Origin of the sequence: Mumia xiangluensis (genome assembly GCF_010994095.1) — a bacterium.
GTDB classification, from domain to species: domain Bacteria; phylum Actinomycetota; class Actinomycetes; order Propionibacteriales; family Nocardioidaceae; genus Mumia; species Mumia xiangluensis.
The window spans coordinates 227,585-245,709 of the sequence record NZ_WJYO01000005.1; the positions used below are offsets into that span (position 1 = coordinate 227,585).

Sequence of the window (18,125 nt, forward strand, 5' to 3'; positions counted from 1 at the left end):
CCTGACATGTCGCACGTGAATCCGAACCCGCTCCCGCTCGTCTTCGAACAGCCCAAGGGGCGGGGCAAGCCGCCGCGCCACCTGGCCGACCTCGACCTCGCTGCCCGCAAGGAGGCGGTCGAGGCGATCGGCCTCCCCGGCTACCGTGCGAAGCAGCTCTCGACGCACTACTTCACGCGGCTGGTGTCCGACCCCGCGGAGATGACGGATCTGCCCGCAGGCATCCGCGACCAGCTCGTCGAGGGCCTGATGCCGCACCTGATCACGCCGGTCAAGACGCAGACGGCCGACCGGGGGACGACCCGCAAGACGCTGTGGAAGCTGTTCGACGGCGCGCTCGTCGAGTCGGTGCTCATGCGCTACCCGGACCGCGCGACGATCTGTGTCTCGAGCCAGGCCGGCTGTGGCATGGCGTGCCCGTTCTGCGCAACAGGGCAAGGCGGCCTGCAGCGCAACATGTCGACCGGCGAGATCATCGAGCAGGTCGTCGACGGGGCCCGGGCGATGGCGCGGGGCGAGATCCCCGGCGGACCCGGCCGGCTGTCGAACGTCGTCTTCATGGGCATGGGCGAGCCGATGGCCAACTACAACGCCGTCATCGGCGCCGTACGCCGGATGGTCGACGACGGACCCGAGGGCCTCGGGATGTCCGCCCGCAACATCACGGTCAGCACGGTCGGCCTCGTCCCCCGGATCAAGCAGCTGACGGGCGAGGGCATCCCCGTCACGCTGGCTCTCTCGCTGCACGCTCCGGACGACGAGCTGCGCGACGACCTCGTGCCGATCAACACGCGGTTCAAGGTCGAGGAGGCTGTCGAGGCCGCATGGGAGTACGCCCGTACGACCAAGCGCCGCGTCTCCATCGAGTACGCGATGATCAAGGACATCAACGACCAGGCGTGGCGCGCCGACATGCTCGGTGACCTGCTCCGGTCGTACGGCGACTGGGGCTGGGTCCACGTGAACCTGATCCCGCTCAACCCGACGCCAGGCTCGATCTGGACCGCCTCGGACCCGGCGGACGAGCGCGAGTTCGTCCGGCGGCTCGAGGCCAAGGGCATCCCGACGACGGTGCGCGACACCCGTGGTCAGGAGATCGACGGCGCGTGCGGCCAGCTCGCGGCGGCCGATGCCTGAACTGCCCGTCGCAGCACCGGGTGCGGCACTGCTCGCCACCGATCTCGACGGGACGCTCCTGCGGACGGACGGCACCCTGTCCGCCCGGACCCGGGAGGCGATCGCGTCCGCCGAGGCGGCCGGCGTGCCGACGGTGTTCGTGACGGCTCGTCCGCCGCGCTGGCTCGACGACCTCGCCGATGCCGTAGGCGACGCGACCGGGGGAGTGGCGCTCAGCGCGAACGGCGCCTTCGTGTACCACGTGGCCAGCCGCACGGTCACCGAGGTGGGGACGATGTCGCCCGATGTGCTGCTCGAGCTCGGCGAGGTGCTGCGGGCGGCGATCCCGGGCATCGCGTTCGCGGTCGAGCGGGCGGACGGGATGCGGCGCGAGGAGCGGTTCGCCTACGTCCGCGAGAGTCCCACGGCCGACGACCTCGACGACTGGGCCCAGATCGCGGGTCGACCCGCCGGCAAGCTGCTCGCGAAGCTCGACGGCCACGACCCGGAGGTCTTCCACCAGCGCGTGGCCGCGGCGCTCGAGGGTCGCGCCGAGCTGGGCTTCTCGGGTGCGGTCGGGCTCGCGGAGATCACGGCGCGCGGCGTCACCAAGGCCTCGGGCCTCGCGCGGTGGTCGGCGCAGCACGGCTTCGCCCAGGAGGCGGTGTGGGCGGTCGGCGACATGCCGAACGACCTCCCGATGCTGCGCTGGGCCGGCCGTTCGTTCGCGGTGGCCAACGCTCACACCGAGGTGCTGGCGAGCGTGCACGAGGTGGTGCCGACGAACGACGAGGACGGGGTGGCTGCCATCCTGGACCGGATCTGCCAGGAGCGCGGCGACCGACCTCTCGACGGACGTCCCCTCCGCTCACCTTCCTTCGACGGACAGGAGCATCCGTGATCGACGTGACCCGTGACGGCGACGTGACCACCGTGGAGCTGCGACGCCCGGAGCGTCGCAATGCTCTCGACCTCGACACCTGTACGGCGCTGCGCGAGGCGGTCGTCGCGGCGGGGTCCGACGGGACCCGCGCGCTGGTGGTGACGGGCGAGGGCACGAGCTTCTGTGCGGGAGCGGACCTGACCGGCGTGTACGGCGACGCCTTCATCGAGGCGCTGTACGGGATGCTGCAGACCCTGACCGCGGCCGAGATCCCGATCATCGCCGCTGTCAACGGCCCTGCGATCGGCGCCGGCACCCAGCTGGCCCTCGCCTGCGACCTCCGCGTCGCTGCACCCACGGCTCGGTTCGGCGTCCCGACCGTCCGCAACGGCATGGCCGTTGACGCCTGGACCATCCGGACGCTCGCTGCCGTGGCCGGTGCCGGGACCGCGAAGGCCCTGATGCTCGGTGGCGACCTGATCGACGCCGACACCGCGTACGCCCGTGGGCTCGCCGACCGGCTCGGCGACCGGGATGCGGCGGTCGCGTGGGCGCACGAGATCGCCACGTTCGCGCCGCTCACCCTGGCGTTCAACAAGCTCGTCCTCAACTCCGACCCGTCCGACGCCGCCGCCGACGCCAGGATCGCGAAGGGCTTCGACGCGTGCTGGAGCAGCGACGACGTGCGCGAGGCCGCGACCGCACGCGCGGAGAAGCGTGCTCCGGTGTTCCGGGGGCGTTGATGGCTCCGGTGCTGGTCTTCGACGGCGACTGCGCGTTCTGCTCGAGCGCGGCGCGATGGGCGCAGCGTTGGGCCCCGTCGCGTCGTGCCGACGTCGTGGCGTGGCAGCACGCCGATCTCGATGCGCTCGGTCTGACCGCGGACGAGTGCAGCGCCGTGCTCCGGTGGGTCGACGGTGATCGGCGCAGCGCCGGGCCGGCGGCGATCGCCGACTACCTCCGTACGGCTCGGACCCCGTGGCCGGTGGTCGGCGCCGTCCTCGGGACGCGGCTGGTGACCGCGGCGGCCTGGCCGGTGTACCGGTGGGTGGCCGCGCACCGCCACCAGCTCCCGGGCGGCACCCCGCAGTGCGCCATGCCCGCAGCTGCGGCCCCCGGCCGTCCCTCGAACGGAGCCGACCGATGAGCGGTCCGACCTGGTTCACCCGGCCCGGCGAGGACACACCCGGGCGGTTGAACCTCGCGTACGACGCCCTCGACCGCCAGGTCGTCGCCGGACGTGCCGACGAGCCGGCGCTCCGGGCCGCCGCGGACGACCTGTCGTACGCGGTGCTGCTCGAGCGGGTGGCGGCGTTCGGCGGGCTGCTGGGTGCGCTGGGCGTCCGGGTGGGCCACGCCGTCGCGGTGCCGGCAGCAGTCTCGGTGGAGACCGCCGTGGCCGTGCTCGCTGCCGCGCGGATCGGCGCCACGGTGTGGATCGGCGGTGAGGTCGCCGACGTCGTACGCCGCAGCGACGCGGGCCTGGTCGTTGCCGACGGCCCGCAGATGGCGGACGTGGTCGCCGCGCTCGAGACCCTCGACCCCGTACCGCCCCGCGCGGTCGTCGTCGTGCGGGCGGGGGAGTGGGCGATCGACGAGACTCGTGACGTCGCCTGGGAGCCGGCGCTCAAGGCCGGAGCGACCGATCCTGCAACCGTCGTACCCGTTGATGCCGGGGCCCCGCTCGTCACGACGCCCGCCGAGGACGCGTACGCCGTGCACACCCACGCGGAGCTGGCCGCCGATGCGGGCGCCGGTGTGCCCGACGGGCCGGTTGAGGTGCCGCTGGCCGCGACCTGGACGGCCGCGCTCGTCGGCGACCTCCTCACCGGCTTGCAGACCGGGCGCAGCGTCGTCCTGCGCGACTGACGCGGGCTACACGCCCCAGGCGTAGGTCTGCTTGCGCAGCCGGAGGTAGACGAACGTCTCCGTCGTCGTCACCTCGGGGATCGAGCGGATCTTGCTGGTGATGAGCTCGAGCAGGTCGTCGTCGCTCTCGCAGACGATCTCCGCCAGCATGTCGAAGCGGCCGGTCGTGATGACGAGGTAGTCGATCTCGGGGATCCCCGCGAGCTTCTCGGCGACCGCGACGATGTCGCCGTTGACGCTGATGCCGATCATCGCCTGGCGGGCGAACCCGAGCTCGAGCGGATCGGTCACGGCGACGATCTGGATGACGCCGGCGTCCGTGAGCTTCTGGACGCGTTGGCGCACCGCAGCCTCGGACAGGCCGACCGTCTTGCCGATCGCCGCGTACGACCGACGGCCGTTGACCTGCAGCTCCGCGATGATGCTCCGCGACACGTCGTCGAGAGTGACGCCGTTGGTGCCCTTGCGCTCGGTCATGCGCTCATCCTGCCCGACCGGGGGTGCACCTGCCGAATGGATCCCCAAATGTCTCATCCGAAGCGGTTTCGTGCGCAGTTGCGGAGCGAAACCCTTTGAATTCGTTGCAGGGCCGTAAACATCCCACGGAATCCCTTGTCAGGGAGTAGTTTCGCGTGTGACGATCCCAGCCAGGTCTTGCGGCGCGCCGGTGCCGTGCGGCACCCCGGACGAAAAGAGGTCGGACACGGTGTTGAGGCAATCGTGGTGAGGCAGATGAGTCGCCGGACGCTGCTCCGAGGTGCGGGAGGAGCGGCCTTCCTCCTGGGCAGTGCCGCTGTGCTGCCGCTCTTCGGCACGCCCGACCGGCGACAGGATCCTGCGGCGTGCGCTGCGACGGACCGCAGCTCCGACGGTCGGCTGATCGTCTCCAACTGGCCCGAGTACATCGACCAGCCCGAGGACGGCTACGTCACGACGATGGCCGAGTTCGAGAAGGAGACCGGCATCACGGTCAGCTACACCGCTGACGTCAACGACAACAACGAGTTCTTCGCGAAGGTCGTGAACCAGCTCGGAGCATGCGAGCCGGTCAACCGTGACATGTTCATGCTCACCGACTGGGCCGCGGCGCGGATGATCCAGATGGGCTGGATCCAGCCGCTCGACCCGGCCAACGTCCCGAACCTCCACAACAACCTGATCTCGTCGCTGCGTGACCTGTCGTGGGACCCGGAGCGCGGCTACTCCGCTCCGTGGCAGGCCGGCCTCACCGGCATCGCGTACAACAAGGCGAAGGTCAAGGAGGTCCGCTCGTTCGACGAGCTCCTGAACCGCTCCGACCTCAAGGGCCGCGTCACTCTGCTCACCGAGATGCGCGACACCATGGGCTTCATGCTCCTGAAGAACGGAGCCGACCCCGCCGACTTCACCGACGACCAGTGGGGTGTCGCGATGGACGACCTCCGCAAGTCCTCCGACGCGGGGCAGATCCGCGCGTTCACCGGCAACGAGTACGTGCAGGACCTGGCGGCGGGCAACATCCTGGCCTGCGAGGCGTGGTCCGGCGACGTGCTGGCGGCAGGCGATCCGAACATCGAGTTCGTGGTCCCCGAGGAGGGGCTCATGATCTGGGCCGACAACATGCTGATCCCGAACCAGGCGGAGCACCACGCGAACGCCGAGAAGTGGATCGACTACTACTTCCGGCCGGACGTCGCCGCGAAGCTCGCCGCGTACGTCAACTACATCTGCCCGGTCCAGGGGGCCCAGGCGGAGATGGAGAAGATCGACCCCGAGCTCGCCGCGGACCCGCTGATCTTCCCCGACGACGAGACCCTCGCCAAGACCAACTCGTTCATGGCACTCGAGGAGTTCCAGATGCGTGAGTACGAAGGAGATTTTGCCGATGTCACTGGTGGCTGACCACGACTCGACCACGCAGGACCCGACGAGCGCCGGGCGGGACCTGGAGCTGCGCGCGGTCACCAAGTCGTACGGCGCGTTCACGGCGGTCAGGTCGCTCGACCTGGTCGTCCCACAGGGCTCGTTCTTCGCCCTGCTGGGCCCGTCCGGGTGCGGCAAGACCACGACCCTGCGGATGGTCGCCGGGCTCGACACGCCGACCGCAGGCACGATCTCGCTGGGCGACCGCGAGATCACCTACGACAAGCCGTACAAGCGGCCGGTCAACACGGTGTTCCAGAACTACGCGCTGTTCCCGCACCTCGACATCTCCGAGAACGTCGCGTTCGGGCTCAAGCGGCGTGGGGTGAAGGAGACCAAGAAGGCGGTCGCCGAGATGCTCGCGCTCGTGGAGCTCGAGAGCCAGGGGAGCAAGAAGCCCTACCAGCTGTCCGGCGGCCAGCAGCAGCGCGTCGCGCTGGCGCGTGCCCTGATCAACAACCCCGAGGTGCTGCTGCTCGACGAGCCCCTCGGCGCGCTCGACCTCAAGCTGCGCCGCGGGATGCAGATCGAGCTCAAGCGCATCCAGACCGAGGTCGGCCTCACCTTCGTCCACGTCACCCACGACCAGGAGGAGGCCATGACGATGGCCGACACGGTCGCGGTCATGAACGCCGGCGTGATCGAGCAGATGGGCGCCCCGTCTGAGCTGTACGACAACCCGGCGACGACCTTCGTCGCGAACTTCCTCGGGCAGTCGAACCTGCTCGCGGGCGACATCCTCGGCCCCGACGGCGACGTCGTGAAGGTCTCGGTGCAGGGCACCACGGTGTCGATCCCGATCGAGCGCTGCCACTCCGAGGGCGGCAAGGGCTGGGTCGGCGTACGCCCGGAGAAGGTCATGATCGCCGAGGTCGGCGGGGAGATCGACGCTCCCGGCAACCGCTTCGAGGGCGGGGTGGTGACCGACGTGAGCTTCGTCGGCGTCTCCACCCAGTACCTCGTACGCATGCCGTGGGGGCAGGAGCTGATGGTGTTCGAGCAGAACACCGGGCGTCGTCCGATCCTCGCGGTCGGCACTCCCGTCGACCTGTCGTGGCGTCCCGAGTACGCGTTCCTCCTCGATGCGAGCCAGGACGCCAAGGCGGGCGTCGAGGACGGGGACGACTGATGGCGCGGACCCGGCGCAGGGCCCGGTTCACGGGCTACTGGCTGATGCTGCCGTCGGCCCTGTGGCTGGCGCTGTTCTTCCTCGTCCCCTTCTACTCGCTGATCGCGATGAGCCTGTACGACCCGGAGGGCTCGTCGCTCACCGGCTACGACATGACGTGGCACTTCGCGAACTACGTCGACGTCGTCCAGGCTTACTGGCGGCCGCTGCTGCGCTCGTTCTGGTACGCCGCGCTCGCCACACTCGGCTGCCTGCTGCTCGGCTATGTGCTCGCGTACGCGATCGCGTTCAAGGCGGGCCGCTGGAAGAACCTCATGCTGGTGCTCGTCATCGCGCCGTTCTTCACCAGCTTCCTGATCCGGACGCTGTCGTGGAAGCTGATCCTCGCCGACGACGGCTGGATCGTGAACACGCTGCAGGCGGTCGGCATCCTCGGCCCCGACGGACGTCTCCTCGCGACCTCGTTCGCGGTCGTGATGGGACTGACGTACAACTTCCTGCCGTTCATGGTCCTGCCGCTCTTCGCGAGCCTCGACAAGATCGACCACCGGCTGATCGAGGCCGCCGGCGACCTGTACGCGTCCCCGGCGCGCGGGTTCTTCAAGGTGACCCTGCCGCTGTCCATGCCGGGTGTCGTGGCGGGCACACTGCTGACGTTCATCCCGGCGGCGGGCGACTACATCAACTCGGAGCTCCTGGGCAGCCCCAACCAGCGGATGATCGGCAACGTCATCCAGAACCTCTTCACCAACCAGGGCGACTACGCCGCCGCGGGTGCCCTGTCGATGACACTGATGATCATCATCACGATCGGCGTCGTCCTCTACATCCGGCGCGCAGGGACGGAGGACCTCGTATGAGCCCGCTCCAGAAGGTCGGTCGCTGGATCGGCGAGCACCTCGTGCTCGCGCTGGGTCTGCTCGTGCTGATCTACATGTTCGTGCCGATCGCGATCGTGGCGCTGATGAGCTTCAACGATCCGTCGTCGCGCAACGTCTACAAGTTCGACGGGTTCACGCTGCACAACTGGCTCAACCCGTGCGAGCCGTCGGGCATGTGCGCGTCGGTGGTCCGCAGCGTGGAGATCGGCCTCCTGGCGACGCTGGTGGCGACGATCCTCGGCACGCTGGCGGCGTTCGCGCTCGTCCGGCACCGCTTCGCCGGTCGCGGACCCCTCAACACGCTGATCATCCTGCCGATGGCGGCGCCCGAGATCGTGCTGGGCTCGTCCATGCTGGCGCTGTTCGTGTCGGCCGGGTTCGGCGGCAAGCTCGGGTTCGTGACGATCTTCATCGCGCACGTGACCTTCTGCCTGTCGTTCGTGATCATCACGGTGCGGGCGCGTCTGTCCGGGCTCGACGACAACCTCGAGCAGGCGGCGATGGATCTCTATGCCACAGAGAACCAGACGTTCTGGCGGGTCACGTTCCCGCTGGTCTTCCCGGGCATCCTCGGTGCGGCTCTGCTGAGCTTCTCGTTGTCGTTCGACGACTTCATCATCACGAACCTCAACGCCGGCCAGACGGTGACCTTCCCGATGTACGTGTGGGGAGTCGCGCAGCGCGGCATCCCGATGCAGGTCAACGTGATCGGGACGGCGATGTTCGTGATCGCGGTGACGATCGTGCTCGGCAGCGAGATCACGCGGCGCCGCAGGGCCAAGGCAGCCGCCTAGCCACCGCCGTACGACGGGCTCCGCCTCGTCTCGCCTGACCCGAGGGCCGTTTGCCACGCTCCCACCGCAAATGCCCGCCATGCACCGCAAACTTCCGGTGCATGGCGGGCATTTGCGGTGGGAGCGTGGCAAACGGAGGCCGCCGCCCCCGGGGTACCTGGGGACGGCGGCCTTCGGCGTACGGGTCAGAGTAGGTTCTGGCCCTCGGTGATCACCGAGCGCAGGATCCGCTCCATCTCGTCGAAGTGCTCCTGGTCGCAGATCAGCGGGGGAGCGAGCTGCACGACCGGGTCGCCACGGTCGTCGGCGCGGCAGTAGAGGCCCGCGTCGTACAGCGCCTTGGACAGGAACCCGCGGAGCAGGCGCTCAGACTCGTCCTCGTCGAAGGTCTCCTTGGTCGCCTTGTCCTTGACCAGCTCGATCCCGTAGAAGTAGCCGTCGCCACGGACGTCGCCGACGATGTCGAGGTCGAGCAGCTTCTCGAGCGTCGAACGGAAGCCGTCCTGGTTCGCTCGGACGTTCTCGTTGATGCCCTCGCGCTCGAAGATGTCGAGGTTCGTCATCGCGACCGCCGTCGAGACCGGGTGGCCGCCGAAGGTGTAGCCGTGCAGGAACGACTCGTGGCCCTTGAGGAACGGCTCCATCAGGCGGTCGGAGGCGATCATGGCGCCGAGCGGCGCGTAGCCGGACGTGAGGCCCTTGGCGCAGGTGATGATGTCCGGCTGGTAGCCGTAGCGCACGGCACCGAACATCTCGCCGAGCCGGCCGAAGGCACAGATGACCTCGTCGGAGACCAGCAGCACGTCGTACTCGTCGCAGATCTCACGGACCCGCTGGAAGTATCCGGGCGGAGGCGGGAAGCAGCCGCCGGCGTTCTGCACCGGCTCGAGGAACACCGCCGCGACGGTGTCCGGGCCCTCGAACTCGATCGCCTCGGCGATGCGGTCGGCGGCCCAGCGGCCGAACGCCTCCGGGTCGTCGCCGTGCTCGGGGGCGCGGTAGATGTTGGTGTTCGGGACGCGGAAGGTGCTCGGCACGAGCGGCTCGAACGGCGCCTTCATGTCCGGGATGCCGGTGATCGACAGGGCGCCCTGCGGGGTGCCGTGGTAGGCGATGTTGCGGCTGATGACCTTGTGCTTGGTGGGCTTGCCGGTCAGCTTGAAGTACTGCTTGGCGAGCTTCCAGGCGCTCTCGACGGCCTCACCTCCACCGGTGGTGAAGAAGACGCGGTTGAGGTCGCCCGGCGCGTACGAGGCGACGCGCTCGGCCAGCTGGACGGCCGGCGGGTGGGCGTACGACCACAGGGGCATGAACGCCAGCTCGCGGGCCTGCTTCGCGGCGGCCTCGGCGAGCTCCTCACGGCCGTGGCCGACCTGCACGACGAACAGGCCGGCGAGTCCGTCCAGGTAGCGCTTGCCTGCGGTGTCGAAGAGATATGCGCCCTCCCCCTTCGCGATCACGGGCACGTCCGAGGTCTCGTACGTGCTGTGGCGCGTGAAGTGCATCCAGAGGTGGTCCTTGGCAGCGCGCTGAAGGTGCGCGTCGTCCCACTGTTCGCTCATGACATCGAGTATCGCCCAGGATTGGCATTCGGGCAAAGGTTTACGTTGGTTGAAGGCCGTAACAGATACGAAATCCGCATCATTTGGCGCTGCTCGCCGTGCGATCCATTGTGGGGCTCCAGCAGTTGTGCCAGATTGAGGGCATGACCGAAACCATCGCGAACTTCGTCAACGGCCAGAAGGTGGCGGCGCGCGACGGCGCCACGTACGACGTGATCGACCCGACGACCGGACAGGTCTACGCGCAGGCGCCGATGTCGCGCGAGGCCGACGTCGACGCGGCGATGACTGCCGCGCAGGACGCCTTCGACAACGGGTGGCGCGACACGACCCCGCGCGAGCGGCAGGCAGCGCTCATCAAGCTCAACCAGGCGCTCGCCGACCGTGCGGACGACATCGTCGCCGCCGAGGTCAAGGACACCGGGAAGCCGCGCGGCCTCACCGTCAGCGAGGAGCTGCCGATGGTCGACGACGCGCTCACGTTCTTCGCCGGCGCGGCGCGGGTCCTCGAGGGCCGGGCAGCGGGGGAGTACATGGCCGGCCACACCTCGATGATCCGCCGCGAGCCGATCGGTGTCGTCGCGCAGGTGACCCCCTGGAACTACCCGCTTCTGATGGGCATCTGGAAGATCGCGCCCGCGCTCGCAGCGGGCAACACCATCGTCATCAAGCCCAGCGACACCACGCCGGCGTCGACGGCGCTCCTCGCCGAGATCGCGGCCGACATCCTGCCGCCCGGCGTCCTCAACGTCGTGTGCGGAGACCGCGACACCGGACGCGCGCTCATCGCGCACAAGACTCCGGCGATGGTCGCGATCACGGGTTCCGTCCGCGCCGGCATGGAGGTCGCGCGCTCGGCCTCGGACGACGTCAAGCGCGTCCACCTCGAGCTCGGCGGCAAGGCGCCGGTGGTGGTGTTCGACGACGCGGACATCGCGGCCGCCGCCGAGGCGATCGCCGTCGGTGGCTACTTCAACGCCGGCCAGGACTGTACGGCGGCGACGCGCGTGCTCGCGGCGCCCGGGGCGTACGCGGACTTCGTCGACGCCCTCACGGAGCAGGCGAAGGGCACCCGTACGGGCCTGCCCGACGACGAGGACGTCCTCTTCGGCTCGCTCAACAGCGCCGACCAGCTCGCGCGCGTCTCCGGCTTCGTCGACCGCCTCCCCGACCACGCCAAGGTGTCGGCGGGCGGGTCACGGCCCGGCGGAGACCTCGCCGACGGGTACTACTTCGAGCCGACCGTGCTGAGCGACCTGCGTCAGGACGACGAGGCGATCCAGAACGAGATCTTCGGGCCGGTGATCACGGTGCAGCCGTTCACCGACGAGGACGAGGCCGTGCGCTGGGCGAACGGCGTGCCGTACGGGCTCGCGTCGTCGGTCTGGACCAAGGACCACGGCCGCGCGATGCGGATGGCGAAGCGCCTCGACTTCGGGTGCGTGTGGATCAACACGCACATCCCGCTGGTGGCCGAGATGCCGCACGGAGGCTTCAAGCACTCCGGGTACGGCAAGGACCTGTCGATGTACGGGCTCGAGGACTACACGCGCGTGAAGCACGTGATGAGCAACATCGAGGCTTAGGGGTTTCGACTCGCTGCGCTCGCTCAACCAGCGGGAGGAGCGCTCGCTCAACCAGCGGAGCCTCGCGCAGCGAGTCGGAGCCTGCTCACACCAGCCCGGCGTCGTGGGCGGCGATCGCGACCTGGACGCGGTTCGAGGCGTCGAGCTTGGTCAGGATGCGCGACACGTGCGCCTTCACTGTGGCGATGCTCATGTGCAGCGTCGTCGCGATCTCGGCGTTCGACATACCGCGCCCGACCGCCACCGCGACCTCGAGCTCCCGCTCGCTGAGCACGGCGAGCCGGGCACGGGCGTCCCCGTCCCCGTCACCGGAGTCGCGGACCCGCCGGATCAGCTGCTCGGTGACGCTCGGCGACAGCATCGGCTCGCCCGCCGCGACCTTGCGGACGGCGTCGACGAGAACGTCGGGCGGGGTGTCCTTGAGCAGGAAGCCGCTCGCCCCGTGTCTCAGCGCCCGCAGCACGTAGTCGTCGGCGTCGAACGTCGTCAGCACCACGACCTGCGGCGCCGCCGGGAGGCGCTGCAGCTCGGCGGTCGCCGAGAGCCCGTCCATCCGCGGCATCCGGATGTCCATGAGGACGACGTCGACCGCCGTCGTACGGAGCACGCTGAGCGCCTCGGCACCGTCACCCGCCTCGGCCACGACAGCGATGTCGTCCGCGCCGCCGAGGATCAGCCGGAGGCCGGCGCGGACGAGCGCGTCGTCGTCGACGAGCGCGACCCGGATCATGTCGGCCACGGTAGCGCCAAGGTCAGCACGAACTCGTCAGCGCTGACGCGGTGGCTCAGCGTGCCGCCGACCAGCCCGGCACGCTCCGACAGCCCGACGAGCCCCAGGCCGGAGGTCGGGAGCGCCTGCCTCGTGGTGCCGACCCGCAGGGGGTTGCGCGCCTCGATGACGATGCCGTCGCCCGACTCACCACGCAGCGTCACCGAGACCATCGTGTCGGGCGCGTGCTTGTGCGCGTTGGTGAGGGCCTCCTGCACGACGCGGTACGCCGTGCGGCCCATCCGCTCCGGCGGTCCGTGCGGCGTCAGCTCGTCGGTGAGCGCCACCCGCATCCCGGCCGAGCGTGCGCCGTTGACGAGGTCGGGAAGGTCCCGCCAGGACGGCTGAGGTCGGTCGGCGGTGTCCAGCTCTGCGCCGCGCAGGATGCCGAGCACCTCGCGCAGGTCGGTGAGTGCCAGGTGGGCGTTGTCGCGGATGACCTCGGCGGCGGAGCGTACGTCGTCGGCGGGGAGGTTCGTGCGGTACGCGAGCGCTCCCGCATGCATCGCCACCATCGAGATGCGGTGGGCGAGCACGTCGTGCATCTCGCGGGCGATCCGGGCACGCTCGGCGATCCGGGCCTGCGCGACACGGCCGGCCTGCTCGGCCTCGGCGACACGGGCGCGCTCGCGCAAGGTGTAGAGGAGCTCGCGCCGCGACCCGATGTACATGCCGACGGCGAACAGCGTGACCATCATCAGGAGGCTGAGGGCGAGAACGATCTGCCACTCGTCGTCGCGCAACGTGGGGTCGATGAAGACGACGACCGTGGTCTGGACCAGCACGAGCGAGCCGACCCCGATGATCTCGGGCCAGCGTCGACGCGTGGCCAGCGAGACCCCGGCCAGCGCGGCGGGGCCGGCGGCCGTGAACGAGACCGCGGCGATCGCTGTCGTGAGCGCGGCCACCGCGACCGGCCACCGCCGTCGCTGCGTGACGAGCCCCAGGGCGAGGAGGCCGCCGGCCAGGTCCAGCCAGAACCACAACGGCGCGTGCTGCGCCTGCCACTCGGCGACCCCAGCCAGCCAGACGACGGCGCCGATGAGGACCACCGCGGCATAGCGCCAGAGCTGGCTCGGCCAGCGCAGCGGCGGTTGGTACGCCGCGGGGTCCACCTGGTTCACGGGATCCAGCCTAGGCAGTCGGCCACCTGCGGCGTACCGGCCGTTGGTCCACGGCCCGTCGACCTGCCCCCTACTTTCGGCTAGCCAGGACCAGCCCATAGGCCGATGCCTACGACCTGGTGCGGCGCGATGCTGGTGACATGATCCAGGTCCAGAACCTTTCCAAGAGGTACGGCGACCACCTCGCGGTGGACGACATCACCTTCACGTGTCGCCCTGGCACCGTCACGGGCTTCCTCGGCCCGAACGGCGCCGGCAAGTCCACGACGCTGCGGATGCTCACCAGCCTGACCATCCCGACGTCCGGCTCCGCCACGATCGGCGGGCACCGCTACAGCGACATCCCGAACCCGGGCGCCCAGATCGGCGTCCTCCTCGACGCCTCCGCCCAGCACAACGGCCGCACCGGCCGCGAGGTCCTCACCATCGCCGCACAGACGATGGGACTCGACCGCAAGCGCGTCGACGAGATGCTCGACCTCGTCGGGCTGTCGCCGAAGGAGGCCAAGCGCCGGGTCGGCAACTACTCGCTCGGCATGCGGCAGCGCCTCGGCATCGCGTCGTCGTTGCTCGCCGACCCGCAGGTGCTGATCCTCGACGAGCCGGCGAACGGTCTCGACCCGGCCGGCATCCACTGGATGCGGCAGCTGCTGCGCCACTACGCCGACCGTGGGGGCACGGTCCTTCTCTCGTCGCATCTGCTGCACGAGATCGAGGTCATCGCCGACGAGATCATCGTCATCGGCAACGGTCAGATCGTGGCTCAGGGGAGCAAGGATGAGCTGCTCGCGGGTGCGGGCACCTTCGTCCGTGCGCTGGAGCCGGACGAGCTCGCGCGTGCCCTCTCGGTCGCCGGCATCCACGTGACTCCGGCGACGGCCGACGGCTTCAGCACCGACGCCGATCCCGCCGACGTCGGCAAGGCGGCCGCCGCTGCCGGCGTCGCGCTCGTCGAGCTGCGGCCCGGCGACCGCGCCGGCCTCGAGGACCTGTTCCTCCAGCTCACCGCGGGCAACCAGCGTGACGCGCTCGCTCCCGCTCCCGCCCCGGGCTTCGGTCCGGCCGTCCAGCAAGGAGGCCAGGCATGACCGCCGTCGCCCCGGAGGTCGGCATCGACCTCAACCGTCCCCGCGTCCCGTTCACCCGGCTCGTCGGGGTCGAGCTGCGCAAGCTCGCCGACACCCGCGCCGGCAAGTGGCTGCTGGGCGCGATCGCCGCGATCAGCGTGCTGGTCATGGTGATCATGCTGTGGGTGGTCCTCGCCAACGACATCTCCGTGTCGTTCAAGGACTTCCTCATCGCCATGAGCGTCCCCATGGGGGTCCTGCTGCCGGTGCTGGGCGTGCTGTCGGTGACCAGCGAGTGGTCGCAGCGCACCGCCCTCGTCACGTTCACGCTCGAGCCCCACCGAGGTCGCGTGCTTGCGGCCAAGGTCGCCGTCGGCCTCGTCGTCGCCCTGTTCGCCGTGATCGTGGCGGCGATCGCGGCAGCGTTCGGCAACGTCATCGCCGGCGCCGCGTCGGACGCGACCGTCTGGAACGTCAACCTCCTCGAGCTTCTCGGCTTCTACGCGATGCAGGCGCTCGGGATCCTGATGGGCCTCACGTTCGGTGCGCTGCTGCTCAGCTCGCCGGCCGCGATCGTCGTCTACTTCGCCTGGGCCTTCGTCATCCCGACGATCTTCCAGGTCGCAGCGGCGTTCATCGGCTGGTTCGAGGACCTGCTCCCGTGGATCGACTTCGCCACCGCTCAGACGCCGTTGTTCGACGGCGGCTGGACCGGTGAGAAGTGGGCCCAGCTGCTCGTGTCCGGCACGATCTGGCTGATCATCCCGTTCATCATCGGCGCGCGCCGCGTCCTGCGGAGCGAGATCAAGTAGCCCGCGGCCACCCGCACTGCCCACGACGACGTCGCGGCGGTCGTACCTGAGACACTGATCCCATGGTGCAACCCCGCGACGTCGTCGTGCTCGGATCGACCGGTTCGATCGGGACGCAGGCGCTCGACATCGTCGCCGCCAACCCGGACCGCTTCCGGGTCGTCGGCATCGCGGCTGGCGGGAGCGACCCCGTCCTCATCGCGCAGCAGGCGATCGCGCACGAGGTCGAGGTCGTCGCCGTCGCGAAGGCGACGGCGGCTCAGGACGTCCAGCTCGCCCTGTACGCCGAGGCGCAGCGCCGCGGATATGCCGAGGGCCAGTTCCGCCTCCCGCGGATCCTCGCCGGCCCCCGCGCGGCCACCGAGCTGGCCGGCACGTCGTGCGACGTGGTCCTCAACGGCATTACCGGCGCCGTCGGTCTCGGGCCCACCATCGCCGCGCTCGAGGCCGGGACGACGCTCGCGCTGGCCAACAAGGAGTCACTCATCATCGGCGGCCCCGTCGTCACGGCGCTGGCGCGGCCTGGCCAGATCGTGCCGGTCGACTCCGAGCACTCGGCGATCGCGCAGGCGCTTCGCGGCGGCACCGCCGCCGAGGTCCGCCGGCTCGTCCTGACGGCGAGCGGCGGCCCGTTCCGGGGGCGTACGCGGTCCGAGCTCGGCGACGTGACCCCCGAGCAGGCCCTGGCGCACCCCAACTTCGCGATGGGCCCGGTGATCACGGTCAACTCGGCGACCCTGGTCAACAAGGGTCTCGAGGTGATCGAGGCGCACCTGCTCTTCGACGTGCCGATGGACCGGGTCGACGTGGTGGTCCACCCGCAGCAGATGATCCACTCGATGGTCGAGTTCGTCGACGGCTCCACGCTCGCCCAGGCGTCGCTGCCGTCGATGCTGATCCCGATCGCGCTCGGCATGGGCTGGCCCGACCGCGTCCCCGACGCCGGCCCGGGCTGCGACTGGACCCAGGCGTCCTCGTGGGACTTCGCGCCCCTCGACGACGAGGCGTTCCCCGCCGTGCGCCTGGCGCGCCAGGCAGGCGCGTTCGGCCGTACGGCCCCCGCGGTCTACAACGCCGCCAACGAGGAGTGCGTCGCGGCGTTCCTCGACGGGAACCTTCCGTTCCTCGCGATCGTCGACACCGTGGGCGCGGTGCTGGCCGAGCACCTCACCGACCCCGGCGTACGCTCGGCCTCAAGCCCCTTGACCGCCGATGACGTCCTCGCGGCGGACGCTGCGGCGCGCGAGCGGGCGCGGGAGCTGATGGCGGGCGAGGCCCGGACTGCACAGGAGGCACGATGAGCGCGACACCGTGGCTGTACGCCCTCGGTGCCGTCGTGCTGCTGCTCGGGCTCGCGGTCTCCATCGCGCTGCACGAGGTCGGCCACATGTACCCCGCCAAGAAGTTCGGCGCGAAGGTCACCCAGTACTTCGTCGGCTTCGGTCGCACGCTGTGGTCCACGCGCCGCGGTGAGACCGAGTACGGCATCAAGGCGTTCCCGCTGGGCGGCTTCGTCAAGATCCAGGGCATGCTCCCGCCGAACCCGGGCGACGAGCCCGGCGTCGTCCGCAAGTCCAACACCGGCATGCTGACACAGCTGGCCTTCGACGCGCGCTCAGCCGAGTACGAGCACGTGGCGCCGGAGGACGAGCCTCGCCTGTTCTACCGGCTGGCGTGGTGGAAGAAGGCGATCGTGATGGCGGGCGGTCCCGTCGTCAACCTGGTCATCGCGTTCGTCCTCTTCGCTGCGGTCTTCCTGACGATCGGCGCGAGCACCGCCACCACCACCGTGGACTCCGTCTCCGACTGCGCGATCCCGTCGAGCGAGGCCGGCCGTACGTGCACGGACGAGGACCCCGTCGCACCCGCGAAGCAGGCCGGTCTCGAGCCGGGCGACACGATCACCTCCTTCAACGGGGACGAGATCAGCAGCTGGGACGAGCTGACCCGCGCCATCCGCGCCAACGGCGACGCTCCTGCGACCATCGGCTACGAGCGGGACGGGACGGCCCAGACGGTCACCGTCAACACGTCGGTGCTCGCCCGCACGTCGTTGGACGATCCCGACAAGACGGAGAACGTCGGCTTCCTGGGCGTCGGCCCCACGCAGGTGTACGAGCGCCAGGACCTCCTCTTCGTCGCCTCGACGATGGGCGACATGACCGTCCAGACGGTCAAGGCGATCGGCTCGCTGCCCGAGAAGATGGTCGAGGTGACCAAGGCAGCCTTCGGTGCCGAGCGCGGCCAGGACACGCCGATGAGCCCGGTCGGCGCGAGCCGCGTCGCCGGTGAGATCACCTCCAGCGAGCTCACCACAGTGACCGACAAGGTCTACAGCGTCACGCTGATGCTGGCGAGCCTCAACCTGTTCGTCGGTCTCTTCAACCTGATCCCGCTGCTCCCGCTGGACGGCGGCCACATCGCCGGCGCCCTGTGGGAAGGCATCCGCAACGGCTGGGCCCGCCTGCGCCGCCGGCCGATCCCCGGCCCGGTCGACGTGGCGACCATGCTGCCCGTCGCGTACGCCGTGGGTGCCGTCCTCTTGGTGATGGGCGTCATCCTGGTCTATGTCGACATCGTGAACCCCGTACGCCTCACCTGAGGCCCGTCGCAACCCACCCGAGGAGAGTC

At 69.9% G+C, this 18,125-nt stretch carries 18 protein-coding genes; 14 read left to right on the plus strand and 4 right to left on the minus strand.

Features of this window, described 5'->3' with window-relative positions; genetic code table 11:
- Nucleotides 1-6: 6 nt before the first annotated feature.
- The 5 genes from rlmN to GH747_RS16535 are packed head-to-tail and all read left to right on the plus strand — an operon-like array spanning nucleotide 7 to nucleotide 3,868.
- Nucleotides 7-1,137: a dual-specificity RNA methyltransferase RlmN gene (gene rlmN / locus GH747_RS16515; RefSeq protein ID WP_149770717.1), complete on the plus strand. Its 1,131-nt coding sequence runs from the start codon at nucleotides 7-9 to the stop codon at nucleotides 1,135-1,137.
- Nucleotides 1,130-2,017, plus strand: a complete 888-nt coding sequence (locus tag GH747_RS16520; RefSeq protein WP_149770718.1) for an HAD family hydrolase — start codon at nucleotides 1,130-1,132, stop codon at nucleotides 2,015-2,017. The genes rlmN and GH747_RS16520 overlap by 8 nt, the downstream gene beginning before the upstream one ends.
- Entirely contained in the window at nucleotides 2,014-2,742 is a 729-nt protein-coding gene (locus GH747_RS16525; RefSeq protein ID WP_149770719.1) for an enoyl-CoA hydratase, read from the plus strand. The genes GH747_RS16520 and GH747_RS16525 overlap by 4 nt, the downstream gene beginning before the upstream one ends.
- On the plus strand, nucleotides 2,742-3,146 hold the full coding sequence (locus GH747_RS16530; protein ID WP_149770720.1) for a thiol-disulfide oxidoreductase DCC family protein: 405 nt from the start codon (nucleotides 2,742-2,744) through the stop codon (nucleotides 3,144-3,146). Before GH747_RS16525 ends, GH747_RS16530 begins: the two co-directional genes overlap by 1 nt.
- A complete protein-coding gene (locus tag GH747_RS16535) occupies nucleotides 3,143-3,868 on the plus strand; it encodes an AMP-binding protein (RefSeq protein ID WP_149770721.1) in 726 nt (241 codons plus the stop codon). Before GH747_RS16530 ends, GH747_RS16535 begins: the two co-directional genes overlap by 4 nt.
- 6 nt (nucleotides 3,869-3,874) lie before the next feature.
- Here GH747_RS16535 and GH747_RS16540 read toward each other — a convergent pair whose 3' ends face one another.
- Entirely contained in the window at nucleotides 3,875-4,345 is a 471-nt protein-coding gene (locus GH747_RS16540) for an Lrp/AsnC family transcriptional regulator (protein WP_149770722.1), read from the minus strand.
- Between the two features lie 255 nt (nucleotides 4,346-4,600).
- Between GH747_RS16540 and GH747_RS16545 the strand changes: the two genes are divergently transcribed.
- The 4 genes from GH747_RS16545 to GH747_RS16560 are packed head-to-tail and all read left to right on the plus strand — an operon-like array spanning nucleotide 4,601 to nucleotide 8,574.
- Nucleotides 4,601-5,749 carry a polyamine ABC transporter substrate-binding protein gene (locus GH747_RS16545; protein ID WP_149770723.1) on the plus strand — a complete coding sequence of 383 codons (1,149 nt, stop codon included), beginning with the start codon at nucleotides 4,601-4,603 and terminating at the stop codon, nucleotides 5,747-5,749.
- Complete coding sequence (locus tag GH747_RS16550) at nucleotides 5,733-6,899, plus strand: ABC transporter ATP-binding protein (RefSeq protein ID WP_149770724.1); 1,167 nt, start codon at nucleotides 5,733-5,735, stop codon at nucleotides 6,897-6,899. Before GH747_RS16545 ends, GH747_RS16550 begins: the two co-directional genes overlap by 17 nt.
- On the plus strand, nucleotides 6,899-7,759 hold the full coding sequence (locus tag GH747_RS16555; protein ID WP_149770725.1) for an ABC transporter permease: 861 nt from the start codon (nucleotides 6,899-6,901) through the stop codon (nucleotides 7,757-7,759). The genes GH747_RS16550 and GH747_RS16555 overlap by 1 nt, the downstream gene beginning before the upstream one ends.
- Nucleotides 7,756-8,574, plus strand: a complete 819-nt coding sequence (locus GH747_RS16560; protein ID WP_149770726.1) for an ABC transporter permease — start codon at nucleotides 7,756-7,758, stop codon at nucleotides 8,572-8,574. Before GH747_RS16555 ends, GH747_RS16560 begins: the two co-directional genes overlap by 4 nt.
- A 185-nt stretch (nucleotides 8,575-8,759) precedes the next feature.
- On the opposite strand, the gene GH747_RS16565 is transcribed toward GH747_RS16560, so the two are convergent.
- Entirely contained in the window at nucleotides 8,760-10,136 is a 1,377-nt protein-coding gene (locus GH747_RS16565) for an aspartate aminotransferase family protein (RefSeq protein WP_149770727.1), read from the minus strand.
- Between the two features lie 143 nt (nucleotides 10,137-10,279).
- Between GH747_RS16565 and GH747_RS16570 the strand changes: the two genes are divergently transcribed.
- On the plus strand, nucleotides 10,280-11,722 hold the full coding sequence (locus GH747_RS16570) for a gamma-aminobutyraldehyde dehydrogenase (RefSeq protein WP_149770728.1): 1,443 nt from the start codon (nucleotides 10,280-10,282) through the stop codon (nucleotides 11,720-11,722).
- A gap of 85 nt (nucleotides 11,723-11,807) precedes the next feature.
- On the opposite strand, the gene GH747_RS16575 is transcribed toward GH747_RS16570, so the two are convergent.
- Nucleotides 11,808-12,452 carry a response regulator transcription factor gene (locus GH747_RS16575; protein ID WP_149770729.1) on the minus strand — a complete coding sequence of 215 codons (645 nt, stop codon included), beginning with the start codon at nucleotides 12,450-12,452 and terminating at the stop codon, nucleotides 11,808-11,810.
- The gene (locus GH747_RS16580) at nucleotides 12,449-13,615 is read right to left on the minus strand and encodes a sensor histidine kinase (protein ID WP_149770730.1); all 1,167 of its coding nucleotides are present in this window, start codon (nucleotides 13,613-13,615) and stop codon (nucleotides 12,449-12,451) included. Before GH747_RS16580 ends, GH747_RS16575 begins: the two co-directional genes overlap by 4 nt.
- 140 nt (nucleotides 13,616-13,755) lie before the next feature.
- Between GH747_RS16580 and GH747_RS16585 the strand changes: the two genes are divergently transcribed.
- The 4 genes from GH747_RS16585 to GH747_RS16600 all read left to right on the plus strand — a co-directional run bounded on the left by GH747_RS16585 (nucleotide 13,756) and on the right by GH747_RS16600 (nucleotide 18,096).
- On the plus strand, nucleotides 13,756-14,703 hold the full coding sequence (locus tag GH747_RS16585) for an ABC transporter ATP-binding protein (RefSeq protein WP_149770731.1): 948 nt from the start codon (nucleotides 13,756-13,758) through the stop codon (nucleotides 14,701-14,703).
- Entirely contained in the window at nucleotides 14,700-15,494 is a 795-nt protein-coding gene (locus tag GH747_RS16590) for an ABC transporter permease subunit (protein WP_149770732.1), read from the plus strand. The genes GH747_RS16585 and GH747_RS16590 overlap by 4 nt, the downstream gene beginning before the upstream one ends.
- Nucleotides 15,495-15,556: 62 nt before the next feature.
- Nucleotides 15,557-16,795, plus strand: coding sequence for a 1-deoxy-D-xylulose-5-phosphate reductoisomerase (gene dxr, locus GH747_RS16595; RefSeq protein WP_149770733.1), 1,239 nt, complete (start codon nucleotides 15,557-15,559; stop codon nucleotides 16,793-16,795).
- Nucleotides 16,792-18,096 (plus strand): M50 family metallopeptidase, encoded by a 1,305-nt coding sequence (locus GH747_RS16600; protein WP_149770734.1) that lies wholly within the window; start codon nucleotides 16,792-16,794, stop codon nucleotides 18,094-18,096. Before dxr ends, GH747_RS16600 begins: the two co-directional genes overlap by 4 nt.
- The last annotated feature ends 29 nt before the right edge of the window (nucleotides 18,097-18,125 follow it).

Bases quoted from the DNA above. Each gene is read 5' to 3' on its own strand.
- GH747_RS16570 (WP_149770728.1), top strand. From the start codon at position 10,280: ATGACCGAAACCATCGCGAACTTCGTCAACGGCCAGAAGGTGGCGGCG.
- GH747_RS16600 (WP_149770734.1), top strand. From the start codon at position 16,792: ATGAGCGCGACACCGTGGCTGTACGCCCTCGGTGCCGTCGTGCTGCTG.
- GH747_RS16545 (WP_149770723.1), top strand. From the start codon at position 4,601: ATGAGTCGCCGGACGCTGCTCCGAGGTGCGGGAGGAGCGGCCTTCCTC.
- rlmN (WP_149770717.1), top strand. From the start codon at position 7: ATGTCGCACGTGAATCCGAACCCGCTCCCGCTCGTCTTCGAACAGCCC.
- GH747_RS16535 (WP_149770721.1), top strand. From the start codon at position 3,143: ATGAGCGGTCCGACCTGGTTCACCCGGCCCGGCGAGGACACACCCGGG.
- GH747_RS16575 (WP_149770729.1), bottom strand. From the start codon at position 12,452: ATGATCCGGGTCGCGCTCGTCGACGACGACGCGCTCGTCCGCGCCGGC.
- GH747_RS16555 (WP_149770725.1), top strand. From the start codon at position 6,899: ATGGCGCGGACCCGGCGCAGGGCCCGGTTCACGGGCTACTGGCTGATG.
- GH747_RS16530 (WP_149770720.1), top strand. From the start codon at position 2,742: ATGGCTCCGGTGCTGGTCTTCGACGGCGACTGCGCGTTCTGCTCGAGC.
- GH747_RS16520 (WP_149770718.1), top strand. From the start codon at position 1,130: ATGCCTGAACTGCCCGTCGCAGCACCGGGTGCGGCACTGCTCGCCACC.
- GH747_RS16540 (WP_149770722.1), bottom strand. From the start codon at position 4,345: ATGACCGAGCGCAAGGGCACCAACGGCGTCACTCTCGACGACGTGTCG.
- GH747_RS16565 (WP_149770727.1), bottom strand. From the start codon at position 10,136: ATGAGCGAACAGTGGGACGACGCGCACCTTCAGCGCGCTGCCAAGGAC.
- GH747_RS16550 (WP_149770724.1), top strand. From the start codon at position 5,733: ATGTCACTGGTGGCTGACCACGACTCGACCACGCAGGACCCGACGAGC.
- GH747_RS16560 (WP_149770726.1), top strand. From the start codon at position 7,756: ATGAGCCCGCTCCAGAAGGTCGGTCGCTGGATCGGCGAGCACCTCGTG.
- GH747_RS16590 (WP_149770732.1), top strand. From the start codon at position 14,700: ATGACCGCCGTCGCCCCGGAGGTCGGCATCGACCTCAACCGTCCCCGC.
- dxr (WP_149770733.1), top strand. From the start codon at position 15,557: ATGGTGCAACCCCGCGACGTCGTCGTGCTCGGATCGACCGGTTCGATC.
- GH747_RS16585 (WP_149770731.1), top strand. From the start codon at position 13,756: ATGATCCAGGTCCAGAACCTTTCCAAGAGGTACGGCGACCACCTCGCG.